This window comes from Anaerobacillus sp. QJM3NY_32, from assembly GCF_056173645.1.
Genome location: NZ_CM149684.1, coordinates 2,093,185 through 2,110,050, shown reverse-complemented (window position 1 = coordinate 2,110,050; position 16,866 = coordinate 2,093,185). Strand labels below are relative to the sequence as shown.

The window sequence follows — 16,866 nt, the reverse complement described above, 5'->3', positions numbered from 1 at the left end:
GTCCTGTGTCGTTAGGAGAATGTCCTCTGTATCCAACAATTGCTTTTCTCTTCCTCTAATAACAGGAAAAGTATTGGAGATGTGAATCTAGCATTCGTAACACCTTATTTAATGCGTGCTCTATATTATTCCTCTCATTATTGCTTGGCTATTAAAGGTCTTCCAAAGAAAGAGCTTCCTTTCCTCCTACAAGAAAAGGTACAACAAATTCCCCAGCAACTTTAATGAGTTCATCCTGTCGATCCGGCTGTTCCATTAAATTGACTTCTTCAAACGGGATGCTTTTTACCTTTAGATGCTGTTTCATTTTATAACAATCGATACAACTTGTAATCGTAAATAATGTAATCTGTTCCATGTTAGACATCTAACCTCCTAACATAGTCTAGTATAAGTGATAAAATAGATAAAATGATGTAAGCTAACTTACGGAGTACAACTACTTTGACATGAATGAAGGTGATGAAAATAGATAAATTAACAATGTTATCTCAGATCAACTTATTTGAAGAACTCGAAATGAATGACTTAATACAAATTGATCGTGTAAGTGACATGCAACCTTTAAAAAAAGGAACGGTCATACTGGGGCCCGAAAAACCGATGAAAGCCCTCTTCCTTTTAAAAAAAGGAACAGTACGTCTCTTTCGCTCTAACGCTGCAGGTAAACAATTAACTGTTGACCTTCTAGGAGACGGCAACATATTCGGTGAAACATCTAGTTTCTCTCTCAATGATGATTCCGTATATGCGGAAGCCATGTCTGACGTATATGTCTGCGTCATCGGTAAAGATCAATTTGAAGAACTTATTTCTGAAAACCCCAAGCTCGCCATAAAATTCATTGAAATTCTTTCATCTCGTTTAAAAGAAATCTATGAAATGAGTGAAAACCTGGCGCTTAGAAGTGTAAAATACCGAATCCTATCGCTTTTAATGAAACTCAGCGAAAAATTTGGTAAAAGAAAAAATGAATGGCAAACCATTGATATTAAGTTAACGCATTATGATATCGCTACGATGATCGGTTCCACAAGAGAAACAGTGAGCGCCACGATTAGCGAACTTAAAAAAGCTGGCTACATAAAAAAAACGCCGCTAACATTTGCGATCCATGCAGAACAGGCAATATCCTACATGGAAGAAAACGGAGAATAAGAAGCAGAGACATCAGATATCCTCTTCACAAGAAAAGACGCTAAGTTTCATTAGCGTCTTTTCTTGCCCCTCGATCTAATTTGCAGTTTTTCCATCTGAGTCTTTCTGGTTATCCTTTTTTCCTTCTAGTTTATCCCACTTAATCGGTCTATTGAGATTTAATTTTTTTTTCAAGTTCAATAAACAGTTGAAATGACCAACATACCATTTATCGAACTTCACCATATGAATGGTTTCCCAGTCTCTCATCTCCTTCGTACATCCATCACAATGTATTTCCATTGGAAGGCACTTCCTGTCTTAAGTAGTTTTCTTTATTTATATTCAAAGAACTGAAAATGTGATTGGTCATCTGTACGAAAAAACGCATCCAATGGATGCGTTTCTCTTCTTTATTTTAGATTCTCTGGATTTAACACTTGAAGTGCTTCAGGGACAAACTTGCCATCTTTGCGAATTAACTCATCATCAAACCAGATTTGCCCGCCACCATATTCCGGACGTTGGATTAAAACAAGATCCCAATGAACGGAAGAATCGTTGCCGTTTGGTGCCTCATCATAGGCTTGTCCTGGGGTGAAATGGAAAGATCCATCGATTTTCTCATCAAAGAGAATATCTTTCATTGGCTCACGAATGAAAGGATTGACGCCGATAGCGAATTCTCCGATATATCGTGCACCTTCGTCCGTGTCGAGAATTTGATTAAGTCTTTCTGTATCGTTTGCAACTGCATCAATCACTTTTCCGTTTTCAAAAGTAAGCTGGACGTTTTCAAACACAAAACCGTTATAAGGAGAAGGTGTATTATACGTAATGACGCCATTGACGCTATCTTTTACAGGTGCCGTAAATACTTCTCCATCAGGTATGTTAAGTTCACCCGCACATTTTACAGCTGGAATATCTTTAATAGAAAAACTTAAATTTGTATCCGGGGAGACGATTCGGACTTCGTCAGCTTTGTTCATACGCTCAACAAGGGCATCCATCGCCTCACTCATTTTTGCGTAATCCATTGTACAAACATTGAAATAGAAATCTTCAAATGCTTCTGTACTCATACCTGATAGCTGTGCCATTGATTCATTAGGATATCTCATCACAACCCATTTCGTTTGTTTTACACGTTGGTTGCTGTGAACTTTTGTTTTGTAAATCTGATTATAGAGAGCCATTTTCGCTTCAGGAACGTCAGAAAGTTCATTAATGTTCTCAGAACCGCGAATGCCAATATACGCATCCATTTTCTCCATTTGATTTAAGTCGATTTCAGCCCATTCTGTAATTTGTTCTTCTGTGGCATTCATCAATAGCTCACGAAGAACTTGATTATCTCTTAAATTCACATGAGGAAAGCCACCTGCTTTATGTACTTCTTTTACAATACTCCGCACTAATGAATTATTCACATCAAAGGCTTCAATCAAGACATGTTCACCTTGTTGAATTTTTGTAGAATACTGCACAAGTTTCTCTGCAAACTCTATAATACGAGAATCAAACATATTCTCCCTCTTTTCATCAAATTAATATTCTTAACCTTTTCTATTATACGCTCTATACCGGAGTTTCTTCAAACATTAGAAAACCGGGCATACGCCCGGTTTTCTTATTTGATATCTTGATCGTACTCCATATAGATTACGTGTGTCTTAAGATATTCATTAAGACCATGTTTGCCATCTGCACCACCGATACCTGATTGTCCCATACCTGCATGGAACCCTTGCACCGCTTCAAAGTTCTCACGATTCACATAAGTTTCACCATAACGAAGGACATTCGATGCTTTCATCACTTCGTGCATGTTATCACTAAAGATCGATGAAGATAGTCCATAATGAGTATCGTTAGCCATTTCTAGAACTTTGTCAAAATCGCTATATACAACAATCGGTAAGACTGGTCCGAAAATCTCTTCTTGGATAACATTCATATCCTGGGATACATCAGTCAGAACAGTAGGTTCAAAGAAAAAGCCTTTGTCCCGATCTACACGCTTCCCACCTGTTTTCACAACAGCACCAGCTTTCACTGCATTATTCACCATTTCTTCGACAGAATCGATTTGCTGTTTGTTCGCAAGTGGACCTATGTCACATCCATCTTCGTTTAAAGAGTCCCCTACTTTTGTATTCTTAAAAGTATTAGTAATTTTCGAGATGAATTCTTCGGCTACATCTTCATGCACATATACACGTTCTGCATTTGTACAAGCCTGACCATTGTTTGTTATACGAGATGTCGTAATCTTCTCAACGGCTAAGTCAACGTTCGCATGTTTCGTTACGATCGCTGGCGCTTTGCCACCAAGCTCAAGATTCACTTTTGTAATGTTTTTAGCAGCCGCTTCCATCACTTTTGAACCTGCCGGATAACTTCCTGTTAAACTAATCATTTGCACGTCTGGTGAAGAAGCAAGTGGCGTACCAATGTCTGAACCTTTACCGGTAACTAAGCTAAATACTCCTTTAGGAACGCCGATTTCATGGATAATACTTGCTAGCTCACATGCTGTATTTGGCGTATATTGACTTGGCTTAATAATAATCGGACAGCCTGTGACAAACGCTGGTGCTACCTTCCGAGCAAAGATAAACATTGGGAAGTTCCATGGCACAATACCCCCAACGATTCCGATCGGCTTTTTGAATACAAGAATATTCTCATTCGGGCGATCACTTGGGAGTACTTCTCCTTCATATCGTCTTGCCCAACCTGCCATATAGCGGAAGTAATCAATCGTTAGGTCTACTTCTGCCTTTGAAGCATCTACTGTTTTACCATTTTCTTCAGTCAACATGTTAATAAAAGCTTCTTTTTTCTCTTCAATTTTATTTGCAATCTTATATAAGTAATCAGCTCGTTCAATTGAAGGTTTCTTTTCCCAATCTCTTTGGGAAGCTTTAGCGGCTTCAATTGCACGCTGCACGTCATTCTCATCACTTTTCGGAATTCGTGAAATCACTTCTTCTGTAGCTGGATTGATCACTTCGAGCATTTCTTCTGAATGACTGTTTGTAAATTCACCGTTAATGTATAGTTGATAGCTTTTCACTTGAAAGACCTCCTACATAGTGTTGGAGAACTGTTCCCAAGTTAGTTATATTCTTAAACATATGATCACACATTCAAACAGGTTCTTTCGCTAACTCCCTCTTCTCAAGCCAAGCTTCTAGTTCTTTATGATGCCTTTTCATCTCTTCATATCCTTGATTGTATAAAGTCGTGAGACGAAGCTGTGACTTTTCTATCCGTGCTACTTCAAGAGGTGTGGAAGGTTGAATGATAAAATAATTTTCCCGATTTGCTTCTATATGATCAAGTGTTTGATTGTAATGAATATATCGCTTTGTAATGGCTTGTGCGAGCGCAGGATTTTTCCGATAAAGACGTTGGATCATCCATGATAACTTTGATTTCTGCTTTCGATATCCTTCATTACGGGTCAAAACGACGACATGACTTTTATTGCCATCGGCTTCCGATTTTTGAACAGGAATCGGATCTGTAATACCCCCATCGAGATGAAAACGATTATTAATTTGGACGGGCGGCGCCATAAATGGTAATGAGCTCGATGCTCTTAGAATCGAAAGAATCTGTTCACCATCATCTTTCTTATTAAAGTAATAAGGTTTTCCAGTAGAGATGTCTGTTGTGCCAATAACAAATTGCTCAGTAGCATTCTGAAATGCCTCAAAATCGAAGGGCACATGAGTAGAAGGAATTTCATTAAAGATCAAGTCCATACCAAACAGCTGTTTTTTACGAAATAAATTTTTGTATGAAATGTATTCTGGATGGTTCACGTAATCAATAAGTACTGTGCGGTTCCTTCCATTTTGCCTAGAGAGGTATGAAGCTGCATTACAAGCACCAGCAGATACGCCAATCACGTAAGGAAAATACAAATCGTGCTCCATCATATACTCTAAAACGCCTGCCGTGTAAACGCCTCTCATCCCTCCGCCTTCTAGTACAAGACCTACTGAATTCATTTAAAAGTCCCCTTTTCAATCATCTATAGTTAATTTTACTGGAGTTGTAAATGAACCTCAAGAAAGCAAGCTTAGTTACTCGTCAAAAGTAAAAAGCTCCCTGCCAGTGCAGGAAGCTTCCTTTATTCTTCGCGTTCTTCATTCTGAATTGTTTTATGCCCTGTTGATGCTTCTTGAGGGAACTTTGTTTGATCTGCTGTTTTAGGTCGTTCACGTTCCATACCTTTTTTCTTATGATCAAATGCCTTTCCTCGGCCCATCTTACCCCTCCTTTCATCTCTTCATATTCTCCCACTTACGGAAAAAAAGTATCCGAAAGAAAGTGAAATGAACATGTATAGAACCAGATGAAAGTGGCTATGATAATTAGTGAAGAGGGAAGAACAAAAGTGCATAAGGAAAACGGAAGCTTTTAAGGAGATGGTCGCGTTGAACTACTCTGTTGGTAAAACAAGGCTCTAACAACTTTCATTAGAAAGAGGTGTCTCCAAAAGACAACTACCGTTCTACCCCATCGCTTGTTTAGCAAACGCTAATAACTTCCTTCTTCATGAGGGTCTTATCCTATCGGATAGGGCCCTTTATGCATTTTCTTTCACATGCTGATGTGCTAAACTAATCTGAATTGCGATTTGCTCTGGCGACGTACCTCCATAGCTTTTTCTTGCATTCATCACATTAGCAGGCTTAAGCACTTCAAAAACATCTTCTTCAAATAATGGCGTAAATGATTTAAATTCTTCCATTGTAAGATCAAGTAAAAATTTCTTTCTCTCGATACCGTAAAGAACAATCTTTCCAATGACTTCATGTGACTCGCGGAACGTCATTCCTTTATTCACAAGGTAATCCGCAATATCGGTTGCATTAGAGTAATCTTCATTAACTGCTTGCTTCATGTTTTCTGTCTGTACTGTCATTGTTTCAATCATAGGCGCCAAAAGTTGAAGAGCGCCATCAAGCGTCTTAGCTGTATCAAACATGCCTTCCTTGTCTTCCTGCATGTCTTTGTTATAAGCAAGCGGTAGTCCCTTTAATACCGTTAACAAGCTAAACAAATTCCCATAAACACGACCTGTTTTCGCACGAAGAAGTTCAGGAACATCCGGATTCTTTTTCTGTGGCATAATACTCGATCCCGTACAGAAAGAATCGTCTAGTTCGATAAATTGGAATTCCTGACTGCTCCAGATCACCATTTCTTCCGACAAACGGGACATGTGCATCATCAGCATGGAAGCATTTGAAAGAAACTCGACAATAAAATCACGATCACTAACAGCGTCCATGCTGTTAGGATAAACGGCGTCAAAACCTAGCAGTTCTGCCGTGCGATGACGATCAATCGGAAAGGTTGTTCCAGCTAGTGCGCCTGCACCAAGCGGTAACATACTCGTTCTCTTTAAGCTGTCTTGAAATCTTTCCTTGTCACGTTCAAACATCCAGAAATACGCTAGCATATGATGGGCAAATGATACAGGTTGAGCACGCTGCAAATGTGTATAACCTGGTAAAACAGTTTCAACATGAGATTCAGCCTGGCTTAGAATCGCCTGCTGAACCTCTTCGATATGTGAAATAAAATGGTTAACCTTTTTTATAAGGTACATATGCATATCCGTTGCAACCTGGTCATTACGACTTCTACCGGTATGCAGCTTTCCTCCAACAGGTCCTATTTCATCAATGAGTGCTTTTTCAATGTTCATATGAATGTCTTCGTGAGATACATCGTATTCAAACGTTCCATTCTGAATGTTCTCAAGAACAACGTGTAAGCCTCGCTTGATTTCTTCCATGTCCGAGGAACTAATCACTCCGCATTCACTAAGCATCTGAACATGGGCCAGACTGCCTTCGATATCTTCTTCTGCTAGTTCTTTATCATACTGGATCGAAGCTGTATATTCTTCTACAAGCTTATTCGTTTCTTTCGTAAAGCGTCCACCCCATAGCTTAGACACACTAACATCTCCTTATTGAGTTACTTTTTGTTTCTTATGCACTTCCGCATTCACTTTTGTAGGTAATCCCCATAGTTTAATGAATCCAACTGCAGCGTCATGATCAAAGAGATCACCTTTAAGATATGTTGCAAGTTGTTCGTTATAGAGAGAGTTTTCTGACTTACGTCCAACTACTGTGTTTGACCCTTTGTGTAATTTAAGACGAATCTTCCCACTTACTACTTTCTGGGTTTCGTTAATGAACCCTTCAAGCGCCTGACGAAGTGGTGAATACCATAGACCATCATAGATCAGTTTTGAAAGCTGCTGATCAATCGTCGTTTTGAACTGTGATACTTCACGAGTATGTGTTAGAAATTCTAGTTCTTTATGAGCGTTAATCAAAATGAGCGCGCCTGGATTTTCATATACTTCTCTGGATTTAATCCCAACAAGGCGATTTTCAATATGATCAATACGTCCAATACCGTGGACGCCGCCGATTTCATTTAACTTCTCAATAAGATCAACTAGCCCCATCTTTTGGCCATTAAGTGCTGTTGGGCAGCCTTCTACAAAATCAATTTCAATGTATTCCGGCTCATCAGGTGTTAGGTGAATTGGTGCTGTCCAATCGAATGCGGCTTCTGGAGCCTCAGCCCACGGATCTTCAAGTACACCAGCCTCACATGCACGTCCCCAAATGTTGGCATCAATTGAAAATGGATTATCAAGTTTAACTGGAACCGGGATCCCTTTTTCTTGTGCGTAAGCAATCTGTTCATCACGCGTCATTCCCCATTCACGAACAGGAGCGATCACTTTCAAGTCCGGATTCAACGCTTGAATCGATACTTCAAAGCGAACCTGATCATTTCCTTTTCCTGTACATCCATGTGCCACTGCCGTAGCTCCTTCACGTTCAGCCGCTTCAACGAGAAGCTTTGAAATGAGGGGACGTGACAGTGCTGAGGATAGCGGGTATTTCCCTTCGTATAATGCATTTGCTTTTAATGCGGGTAAAAGATAATTCTCAGCAAGAAGTTCTTTCGCTTCAATCATATAAGCTTTTGAGGCACCCACATTCAGTGCCTTTTCCTTGATCGACTCTAGATCTTTCCCTTCACCTACGTCAAGTCCAAGAGCAATAACCTCGTATCCATATTTTTCTTCTAACCATTTTATCGAAATGGAGGTATCAAGTCCTCCGGAATAAGCAAGAATGATTTTCTCTTTTGCCATGTCATCCACTCCTTATCTTTGTATTAATATCTATGATAACGTATATTTATTCAAATTGCACGAAAAAAATTTAACTTTTTAATAAAAGTTTCAAAAGTGCTTTTTGAGCGTGAAGACGATTCTCTGCTTCCTGGTATACAACTGAATGAGAGCCATCGATAATTTCCGCTGTAACCTCTTCTCCTCTATGCGCTGGAAGGCAATGCATAAAGATGTAATTTTCATCAGCATTTATGCATAACTCCTCATTCACCTGATAAGGTTCGAAAACGCCCTCGCGTTCAGCTTGCTCGTCTTCTTGCCCCATACTCGCCCACACATCGGTAATCAAAACATCCGCATCCTTAGCAGCTGCAAGGGGATCAGCGGTTACTTCAATGACCGAACCATTTGTTTTCGCTACTTCGTTCGCTTTCGCTACGATCTCTTCATCTGGTTCATACCCTGCTGGACAGGCGATCGTGAAATTCATGCCCACTTTCGCTGCCCCTTCAATAAGTGAATGAGCCACATTGTTCCCATCTCCAAAATAAGCTGCTTTCAATCCACTTAAATGACCTTTATGCTCGATAATCGTTAGTAAATCAGCAAGAATTTGTGCTGGATGATGTGTATCTGTTAATCCGTTAATAACAGGAACGGAAGAAGCTTTCGCAAAACGTTCAATCGTCTCATGGCCAAACGTTCGAATCATTACTCCGTCAAGGTACCCTGCTAGCACATTAGCGGTGTCTTCAACCGTCTCACCTCTTCCAAGCTGAATGTCTTTCGAACTAAGAAACAAAGCATGCCCGCCAAGCTGAAGCATCGCTACTTCAAATGATACACGCGTTCTTGTTGATGACTTTTCGAAGATCATCCCAAGCACCTTTCCTTTTAATTCTCCATGAGGAATCCCTTCTTTTTGAAGTTTTTTCAACTGTTCAGCTTCTTGCAAAAGATAATGAATCTCCTCACTGCTAAGTTCAGCGATCGATAGAAAATCTTTCCCCTTCATTCCTTCTGCGATTTCATTTTGCGTTTTTACCGACTGCATCATTCAATCATCCTTCCTGCCCGATTGGAGTTTCTTTCATTTGGTGCCAATGCGCTAGACTGTTGACTTCAAGTGTCTTCGATCCTTCTAAGACCAATAACTGAAGCGTGTCAAGATGCGTAAAACATGGAATTTTATATCGTGTGGCGAGTGCGCGCATTTGAAATCCAGAGCGTTCTTTTTCTCTGCCGATTGTCGGAATCGATACAACTGCGCTTAGCTCTTCTTTCATTAGCGTCTCAATTTCATCTAAATCTTTTTTTATCACGGTTGATTGGATGCCTTTGTCATTTAACAATTTGGCTGTTCCAGATGTTGCGTATATTTTTACACCTTTTTCTTTAAGCTTCATTAGTACATCACATGCAGCTTCTTTATGCTCTTCACTAATTGAACATAGGATGGAAGAAGGTAGCTTATTCGGATCCCATGTTGGTACAATCGCTTTTCTTAATGCTTCTTCCGATGTTTTTGCCATAGCAAGAACTTCTCCTGTAGACTTCATCTCTGGTCCAAGCACATGGTCAACGTTTTTTAACTTTCCATTTGAGAAGATAGGAAACTTCACAGTGTAATAAGGCTTCTCTTCTAATAATCCCGTTGCTTCTAATGAGTTACTTTGCAATTGCGCTTTAATCGCCCATTCAACCATTGGAATGTTCGTTACTTTACTGATAACGGGTACCGTTCTCGAAGATCTTGGATTAATTTCAAGAACATAAATGATGCCTTGATCGATGACAAATTGAATATTCATTAACCCTCGACATTCGAGCGCTTGAGAGAGCTTTTCAGAATACATCGTAATCGTTTCTTTCTGCTTCTCTGTAATGGATACAGGTGGATAAATCGCTGTGCTATCTCCAGAATGAACGCCCGCTCGTTCAAGGTGCTCCATAATGCCAGGAATGGCGATTGATTCTCCGTCGCAAATCACATCGACCTCACATTCAATTCCTTCCACAAAGCGGTCGAGAAGGAATGGCCACATTTTCTTTGAACTGCTCTCTAATTTTTGCGTATACCGTTTCAATTCATCCATATGACGGAAGATAAACATGTTTTGTCCGCCTATCACATAGGAAGGTCTTACAATGATCGGGAATCCTAACTCTGCGGCAAGCTCCTCCATTTCATCTGGCTTGTAAGCCATTTTCCCTTCAATATAAGGAATCGAAAGAGAATCCAACAATTGATAAAATTGATCTCGGTCCTCAACTTTATTAATGTTCTCAACAGGTGTTCCGAGGATTGGAACTCCGCGCTCGTGCAACTCTTCCGCTAAATTAACAGCTGTTTGACCACCAAATTGTACGGCCACTCCTATAATATGTTCCTTTTCGATAACCGCAAGAACATCTTCAAGTGAGAGCGGTTCAAAGTAAAGACGATCGGCAACGCTATAATCTGTACTAACCGTTTCTGGGTTATTATTCATAACAATCGCACGATAGCCTAACTTCTTCACTGCTTGTGTCGCGTGAACGGAGCAATAGTCAAACTCCACACCTTGCCCGATTCGAATGGGCCCTGAACCAAGAACGAGGATGCCTGGCTCACTGATCTGCTCCATCTCATCGCTCCCTAAATACGTAGAGTAGAAATAAGGCGTGATGGCTTCAAACTCCCCTGCACACGTATCAACTTGCTTCATTCCCCTCTGAATGCCAGCTTCTTTACTCATACTCATGATCGAATCGATCGTTTTTCCAGTTACTTTCGAAATGTAAGCATCACTAACGTTTAATTGCTTAACATGAATCAATAATTCTTCAGAAAGATCGGTTTGATTCATTATCTTTACTTCCGCTTCCACAATTCGCTTCACCTTATGAAGAAACCAGCTATCAATGGCTGTAAGTGATTTGATGTCCTCTACAGAATAACCTCTTCGAAAAGCTTCACTAATTAAAAAAAGTCTTTCATCTGTTGGCGTTATTAGCTGTTCATTTAAATACTCTTGACTTACCTCTTCATATAAGCCTGTTAATGATTGATGACCACTCTCTAGAGATCGAACAGCTTTGTTTAAAGCACCTTCAAAACTTCGATCAATTGCCATCACTTCTCCAGTTGCTTTCATCTGCGTTCCGAGTACGCGATCACCTTCAGGAAACTTATCAAATGGGAACCTCGGTATTTTGACAACTAAATAATCAAGGGCAGGTTCGAATGCTGCATACGTATTACCTGTAATTGGATTTGGAAGCTCATCTAATGTAAAGCCAATGGCACATTTTGCAGCCATACGTGCAATCGGATAGCCAGTAGCTTTAGAAGCTAATGCAGACGAACGACTTACCCGCGGATTCACCTCAATGATGTAATAATCGTTTGATTCAGGGTTTAATCCAATTTGAATATTACAACCACCAATAACGTCAATGGCACGAATCACTTTCAACGAAACGTTTCGTAGCATCTGGTATTGGTAATCATTCAGCGTCTGAGATGGTGCAACAACAATCGAATCCCCTGTATGAATTCCAACAGGATCCATATTTTCCATGTTACAGACGATCATGCACGTATCGTTTTCGTCACGCATCACTTCATATTCGATTTCTTTCCAACCAAGCATGCTTTTTTCAATGAGTACCTGGTGAATAGGACTTAAGGAAAGGCCACGATCAACAATTTCAAGCAAGGCGTTGTCATCAGCTGCAAATCCACCGCCTTCACCACCCATTGTATAGGCTGGGCGAACCATAATCGGATAGCCAATTTCTCGAGCGAATGTTAATGCCTCTTCCCTTGTCACGGCAATTTTCGACTCAGGTACTGGTTCGCCAATATCAAGCATGAGCTGTCTAAACTTCTCACGGTCTTCCCCATTTTGAATAGATTCAACAGAGGTGCCAAGAAGTTCCACATTCAACTTTTCTAGAATTCCTTTTTCATAAAGCTGTACGACAAGATTTAAACCTGTTTGACCACCCAGTGTGCCAATGATGCCATCAGGCTTTTCTTTTTTGAGGATTTCCTCTACATAAGGAAGCGTCATTGGTTCCATATAAACATGATCCGCGATTGATGAATCCGTCATAATGGTGGCTGGATTGCTATTTATTAAAACTACCTCAATCCCCTCTTCTTTTAGCGCCAGGCACGCCTGTGTACCTGCATAATCAAATTCCGCTGCCTGACCAATGACAATAGGGCCAGATCCTAAAATGACAACTTTTTTTAACTCTTTACGTAAAGGCATAATGCTGGTCTCCTGTTCTCGTAATCTGGTGCATAAATTCATCGAATAAAAAAGCTGTATCAGATGGTCCCGCATGTGCTTCAGGATGGAATTGCACCGATTGAATGTTGTAATGTTGATGTTTTAATCCTTCAACGGTTCCATCATTTAAATTAACAAAAGTAAGCGCAAACCCTGTATCTTCTAAGGTCTCCTGTACGACTTCATAACCATGGTTTTGGGAGGTGATAAACACTTTCCCCGTCTCCAAATGCTTCACCGTGTGATTCGACCCCCGATGTCCAAATGTTAGCTTTCGAGTGGACGCCCCGTGTGCAAGAGCGAGAAGCTGATGACCAAGACAAATCCCGAATGTTGGATATTTTTCACTAATAAGCCGGATCGTTTTAAAAGTTGCAGATAATGCTTCAGGATCTCCAGGACCATTACTTAACACCACTCCGTCTGGTTGTAGGTTAACAACTTCCTCAAAAGTTGTATTAAATGGCATGATTGTTACAGCACAACCAAGAGATTGAAGGGACGTAAGAATTGATTTCTTATACCCGTAGTCCATTAGCACGATATGTGGTCCCTCACCTGGATAATGTGATTTTTCTTTTACTGATACATTTGGAACAAAAGATTTCTCTGATTTCCATTCAACGTTGTTACTAGGAAATTCAGCCGTTATCTGTCCTTTCATTGTTCCATAATCCCGTAGCATTTTAACGAGGGCTCGTGTGTCTACACCTGTTAAAGAAGGAATTTCATTCTGTAATAAACCATTTGAGAAGGAACCTGTTGCTAAATAATGACTAGGTTCCTCACACTGCTCTCCTGTAACAACACCGTGAAGATGAAGGTGTTCACTTTCACTATCAAGTTTATTTATTCCATAGTTACCGATTTGTGGGTAACAGAAGACGATGATTTGCCCGGCGTAAGAAGGATCAGATACAATCTCTTGATATCCAGTCATGCTTGTATTGAAAACAACTTCACCAGAAGCTTCTAAAGCCCCTATTAGATCGCCTTCAAATACTGCTCCGTTTTCTAATACAAGATAGCCCTTTTTCATGCCTTATCCTCCCCTTCAGTTGACTTAAAAACGTCGGTTAGCTTCTCCAAAAATTGCTCTACTTCCTTCTTACTCACATTAAGAGGTGGAAGAATGCGAATGACGTTAGGTCCTGCACTTAAAACCAGAACGTCTTTTTCTCTAAGCTTACTAACAAAAGGCGCGGCATCCGCCACTTCAATTCCTAGAAGTAAACCTAGTCCCCTCACTTCATTAATGGAATTGTACTGCTCCGACAAACTTTTTAATTCATTTATAAGCATGTCTCCCATTTCTTTTGCGTTGTTAAGTAAAGAAACAATCTCTTTTACCGTCGAAGTTGCAGCGGCAGAAGCAAGTGGATTTCCCCCAAATGTACTTCCGTGAGTTCCTGGACCAAATGTTGACGCTACGCTTTCCTTCGCAAGCATCGCACCAATCGGGAATCCTGAACCTAACCCTTTTGCAAGCGTCATAATATCTGGTTCAAACCCATATTGCTCATGAGCAAATAGCGTTCCGGTTCGGCCCATCCCGGTTTGCACTTCATCAACGACGATAAGAATATTGTTCGATTTACAAATCGACACAAGCTCCGAAATCCACTCCTGATCTGCTGGACGAACGCCTCCTTCTCCCTGGACGAGCTCTAACATGACGGCTGCTGGTTTTAGTTCCTCGATTTCTGATAAACGATCAGAATCGTTGTAAGGAAAATATTCAAAACCAGGAAGCATAGAGCCAAATCCATCTTGAAGGTTTGGTTGAGCTGTAGCGGAAAGGGAACCTAGCGTTCTTCCATGGAAGGACTTTGTGAACGTTGCAATTGTTTCTTTACCGCTCCATTTTCGAACGAGCTTAATCGCTGCTTCATTCGCTTCCGTACCACTATTACAGAAGAACACCTGGTCAAAACAGCTTTCCGCCGTTAACACGTCAGCGAGTTCCTGCTGTTTTGGGATATGGTATAAATTCGAGCAATGCCAGAGGAGATTTAACTGATCTGATACAGCTTTTTTGATCGCTTCTGGTTGATGACCAAGATTACATGTGGCAATTCCGGAAGTAAAATCTAGATATTTTGTTCCGTCTTCACTATATAGGAAGCTTCCTTCACCTTTAACGGCAGTAATCGGAAGTCGATTATATGTTTGCATGATGCTTGTTTGTGACGTTTCAGTTAGTGACATTCTAAAGACTCCTTTCGAACAATTCGCGTTCCAACAGGTTCATGTACGACTGCTTTTAGCAGGGCATTCTCTTCTCGACCATCAACAATAATTACCGAGGAGACTTTATCCGAAAGAGCGGCAATCGCTCCTTTCACTTTAGGGATCATTCCACCAATAATCGTGCCTTTTTCTATTAAACTTGTTATTTTTGGCTCATCTAGCGTTCTGAAAATAACTTTTTGCCCATCAATTTCTTCATACACACCCGGTGTATCGCTAACGAGACAAATATCTGCACGCAGCGCCTGAGCGACAGCTGATGCGGCTTCATCCCCATTAATATTAAGAGGTTCGAAAGATTCATCCGTACTGATTGGTGAGATAATAGGTATGTACCCAGCTTGAGAGAGTTGTTCAATTAGTGATTTATCTACATGGATGACTTCCCCAACACGGCCGAGTGATTCATTAGACTGTTTGCATGTAAACAGCTTGCCGTCTACGCCACTAATGCCAATGGCTTTCGCTCCTGCATGGTGGATCTTCCGCACGAGCTGTTTATTCACCTTACCGCTCAGTACCATTTCAACTGTATCGACCATCTCCTCTGTTGTGACACGTAGTCCATCGACAAATGTTGTCTGAATTGATAGTTTATCAAGCATCCTTGAGATTTCAGGGCCTCCACCATGAACGAGTACCGGATGATATCCTTGTTTTTTCATAGCTACTAGGTCAAGGTAAAATGATTCTGGAAGCTGATTTAATATACTTCCACCACATTTAATAACAAAATACTTTTGATTATGTTCTGTAGGAGGCATTGATTCTGACATAATCATAAGAAAGGTCACACCCCCATGCCGTTGCTTCTTCATTACCGTTATGCAAATCAATATAGATATGAATGTTCTCGTTTTCTAAATAGGTTTTTGCCTCTTCCTCACTAAATTCCGTTGTTATACCATAATCCACTACTTTAATGGGTCCAAGTGATATGGAAAGAGAATCTTCTTGAACAGATTCACCACTGTACCCAATAGCACATACAATACGTCCCCAGTTTGCATCGGTTCCATATATGGCTGTTTTTACTAAACTAGAACCTACAACAGATTTGGCAATGGCTTTCGCACCGGTTTCTGTTTGAGCACCTTTTACGTGAACTTCAACGAGTTTTGTAGCCCCTTCGCCATCTTTAGCGATCAATTTCGCTAACTGTTGACAAACATACTCTAGTGAACTTAAGAACGTTTGCCACTCAGGATGACTTTCTGATAACGCTTCATTCTCCGCCTGACCATTTGCTAGAAGAAGGACCATATCATTTGTACTCGTTTCACCGTCAACTGTGATCATGTTATAAGTCGTGTCAGTCACAGAGCTTAATGCGGACTGAAGAGCGTTATTTTCTACTTCTGCATCGGTCGTTACAAAAGCCAGCATCGTGGCCATGTTTGGCTTGATCATTCCTGATCCCTTTGCAGCACCACCAATGGTGATGTCTTTTCCATCAATCTGACACGTTACGGCTACCTGTTTTGTCATTGTATCTGTCGTAACGATCGCTTCAGCAAAATCGGTGCCACTCGTTTTTTCTGCATAGCTTGGAATGTGATGAATCCCTTTGATAATGGCTTCCATGGGCAAATACTCCCCAATGACCCCCGTCGAAGTAACAGCCGTTTCCGTTTCTTTTAGACCCATCACAGTTGCGAATTGTTTTCGCATTTCATATGCGTCCTCAAGGCCTTTCTTTCCTGTAAACGCATTGGCGTTTCCCGAATTAACAACTAGGCCTTGAAGTTTTCCATCTACTAAACTTTCTTTTGTCACTTTTAATGGCGGTGCCTGGAAAGTATTCATTGTAAACACTCCTGCAGCATTCGCTGGTACAACCGATTTAATCCAGCCAAGATCTTTACGCTTTCGTTTTAAACCTGCATGAAACCCACCAGCTTGAAATCCTTTAGGAGAAGTAACTGTGCCCTCTTTTACGATTGAAAAAAGTTCCTCACTTACAGTCGATGTTGCCAAAGCATTCAACCCTTTCGTTTAGTA

15 protein-coding genes are annotated in these 16,866 nt (G+C 40.6%); 1 reads left to right on the top strand and 14 read right to left on the bottom strand.

The genetic code is table 11. From position 1 onward, the window contains the following. Nucleotides 1-151: 151 nt before the first annotated feature. A complete protein-coding gene (locus tag AC0VYH_RS11260) occupies nucleotides 152-358 on the bottom strand; it encodes a glutaredoxin family protein (RefSeq protein ID WP_475373756.1) in 207 nt (68 codons plus the stop codon). 104 nt (nucleotides 359-462) lie between these two features. On the opposite strand from AC0VYH_RS11260, the gene AC0VYH_RS11255 reads away from it, so the two are divergent. Then, the gene (locus AC0VYH_RS11255; RefSeq protein ID WP_475367389.1) at nucleotides 463-1,158 is read left to right on the top strand and encodes a Crp/Fnr family transcriptional regulator; all 696 of its coding nucleotides are present in this window, start codon (nucleotides 463-465) and stop codon (nucleotides 1,156-1,158) included. Between the two features lie 75 nt (nucleotides 1,159-1,233). Here AC0VYH_RS11255 and AC0VYH_RS11250 read toward each other — a convergent pair whose 3' ends face one another. From AC0VYH_RS11250 to argJ, 13 genes are all read right to left on the bottom strand, one after another. Further along, nucleotides 1,234-1,440: a hypothetical protein gene (locus AC0VYH_RS11250; RefSeq protein WP_098443633.1), complete on the bottom strand. Its 207-nt coding sequence runs from the start codon at nucleotides 1,438-1,440 to the stop codon at nucleotides 1,234-1,236. A gap of 110 nt (nucleotides 1,441-1,550) precedes the next feature. Continuing rightward, nucleotides 1,551-2,666: an aminopeptidase gene (locus tag AC0VYH_RS11245; protein ID WP_475367388.1), complete on the bottom strand. Its 1,116-nt coding sequence runs from the start codon at nucleotides 2,664-2,666 to the stop codon at nucleotides 1,551-1,553. Nucleotides 2,667-2,770: 104 nt separating this feature from the next. Beyond that, nucleotides 2,771-4,219: an aldehyde dehydrogenase gene (gene aldA / locus AC0VYH_RS11240; RefSeq protein WP_475367387.1), complete on the bottom strand. Its 1,449-nt coding sequence runs from the start codon at nucleotides 4,217-4,219 to the stop codon at nucleotides 2,771-2,773. 73 nt (nucleotides 4,220-4,292) lie between these two features. Beyond that, nucleotides 4,293-5,162, bottom strand: coding sequence for a patatin-like phospholipase family protein (locus AC0VYH_RS11235; protein ID WP_475368990.1), 870 nt, complete (start codon nucleotides 5,160-5,162; stop codon nucleotides 4,293-4,295). Between the two features lie 122 nt (nucleotides 5,163-5,284). After that, a complete protein-coding gene (locus tag AC0VYH_RS11230) occupies nucleotides 5,285-5,422 on the bottom strand; it encodes a hypothetical protein (protein WP_475367385.1) in 138 nt (45 codons plus the stop codon). A gap of 321 nt (nucleotides 5,423-5,743) precedes the next feature. After that, nucleotides 5,744-7,126 (bottom strand): argininosuccinate lyase, encoded by a 1,383-nt coding sequence (gene argH / locus AC0VYH_RS11225; protein WP_475367384.1) that lies wholly within the window; start codon nucleotides 7,124-7,126, stop codon nucleotides 5,744-5,746. Nucleotides 7,127-7,138: 12 nt separating this feature from the next. After that, nucleotides 7,139-8,350: an argininosuccinate synthase gene (locus AC0VYH_RS11220; RefSeq protein WP_475373755.1), complete on the bottom strand. Its 1,212-nt coding sequence runs from the start codon at nucleotides 8,348-8,350 to the stop codon at nucleotides 7,139-7,141. Nucleotides 8,351-8,420: 70 nt separating this feature from the next. Beyond that, a complete protein-coding gene (argF, locus tag AC0VYH_RS11215) occupies nucleotides 8,421-9,389 on the bottom strand; it encodes an ornithine carbamoyltransferase (RefSeq protein WP_475367382.1) in 969 nt (322 codons plus the stop codon). A 4-nt stretch (nucleotides 9,390-9,393) separates the two neighbouring features. Continuing rightward, nucleotides 9,394-12,594: a carbamoyl-phosphate synthase (glutamine-hydrolyzing) large subunit gene (gene carB / locus AC0VYH_RS11210; RefSeq protein ID WP_475373754.1), complete on the bottom strand. Its 3,201-nt coding sequence runs from the start codon at nucleotides 12,592-12,594 to the stop codon at nucleotides 9,394-9,396. Continuing rightward, entirely contained in the window at nucleotides 12,581-13,654 is a 1,074-nt protein-coding gene (locus tag AC0VYH_RS11205; protein ID WP_475367380.1) for a carbamoyl phosphate synthase small subunit, read from the bottom strand. The genes carB and AC0VYH_RS11205 overlap by 14 nt, the downstream gene beginning before the upstream one ends. Next, nucleotides 13,651-14,823: an acetylornithine transaminase gene (locus tag AC0VYH_RS11200; RefSeq protein WP_475373753.1), complete on the bottom strand. Its 1,173-nt coding sequence runs from the start codon at nucleotides 14,821-14,823 to the stop codon at nucleotides 13,651-13,653. The genes AC0VYH_RS11205 and AC0VYH_RS11200 overlap by 4 nt, the downstream gene beginning before the upstream one ends. Further along, nucleotides 14,814-15,647 (bottom strand): acetylglutamate kinase, encoded by an 834-nt coding sequence (argB, locus tag AC0VYH_RS11195; RefSeq protein ID WP_475367378.1) that lies wholly within the window; start codon nucleotides 15,645-15,647, stop codon nucleotides 14,814-14,816. Before argB ends, AC0VYH_RS11200 begins: the two co-directional genes overlap by 10 nt. After that, a complete protein-coding gene (gene argJ, locus AC0VYH_RS11190) occupies nucleotides 15,610-16,842 on the bottom strand; it encodes a bifunctional glutamate N-acetyltransferase/amino-acid acetyltransferase ArgJ (protein ID WP_475367377.1) in 1,233 nt (410 codons plus the stop codon). Before argJ ends, argB begins: the two co-directional genes overlap by 38 nt. Nucleotides 16,843-16,866 lie beyond the last annotated feature (24 nt).

Coding starts and splice junctions, on each gene's coding strand:
- AC0VYH_RS11260 (WP_475373756.1), bottom strand. CDS start 358: ATGGAACAGATTACATTATTTACGATTACAAGTTGTATCGATTGTTAT.
- AC0VYH_RS11255 (WP_475367389.1), top strand. CDS start 463: ATGAAAATAGATAAATTAACAATGTTATCTCAGATCAACTTATTTGAA.
- AC0VYH_RS11250 (WP_098443633.1), bottom strand. CDS start 1,440: ATGGAAATACATTGTGATGGATGTACGAAGGAGATGAGAGACTGGGAA.
- AC0VYH_RS11245 (WP_475367388.1), bottom strand. CDS start 2,666: ATGTTTGATTCTCGTATTATAGAGTTTGCAGAGAAACTTGTGCAGTAT.
- AC0VYH_RS11235 (WP_475368990.1), bottom strand. CDS start 5,162: ATGAATTCAGTAGGTCTTGTACTAGAAGGCGGAGGGATGAGAGGCGTT.
- AC0VYH_RS11230 (WP_475367385.1), bottom strand. CDS start 5,422: ATGGGCCGAGGAAAGGCATTTGATCATAAGAAAAAAGGTATGGAACGT.
- AC0VYH_RS11220 (WP_475373755.1), bottom strand. CDS start 8,350: ATGGCAAAAGAGAAAATCATTCTTGCTTATTCCGGAGGACTTGATACC.
- argF (WP_475367382.1), bottom strand. CDS start 9,389: ATGATGCAGTCGGTAAAAACGCAAAATGAAATCGCAGAAGGAATGAAG.
- carB (WP_475373754.1), bottom strand. CDS start 12,594: ATGCCTTTACGTAAAGAGTTAAAAAAAGTTGTCATTTTAGGATCTGGC.
- AC0VYH_RS11205 (WP_475367380.1), bottom strand. CDS start 13,654: ATGAAAAAGGGCTATCTTGTATTAGAAAACGGAGCAGTATTTGAAGGC.
- AC0VYH_RS11200 (WP_475373753.1), bottom strand. CDS start 14,823: ATGTCACTAACTGAAACGTCACAAACAAGCATCATGCAAACATATAAT.
- argB (WP_475367378.1), bottom strand. CDS start 15,647: ATGATTATGTCAGAATCAATGCCTCCTACAGAACATAATCAAAAGTAT.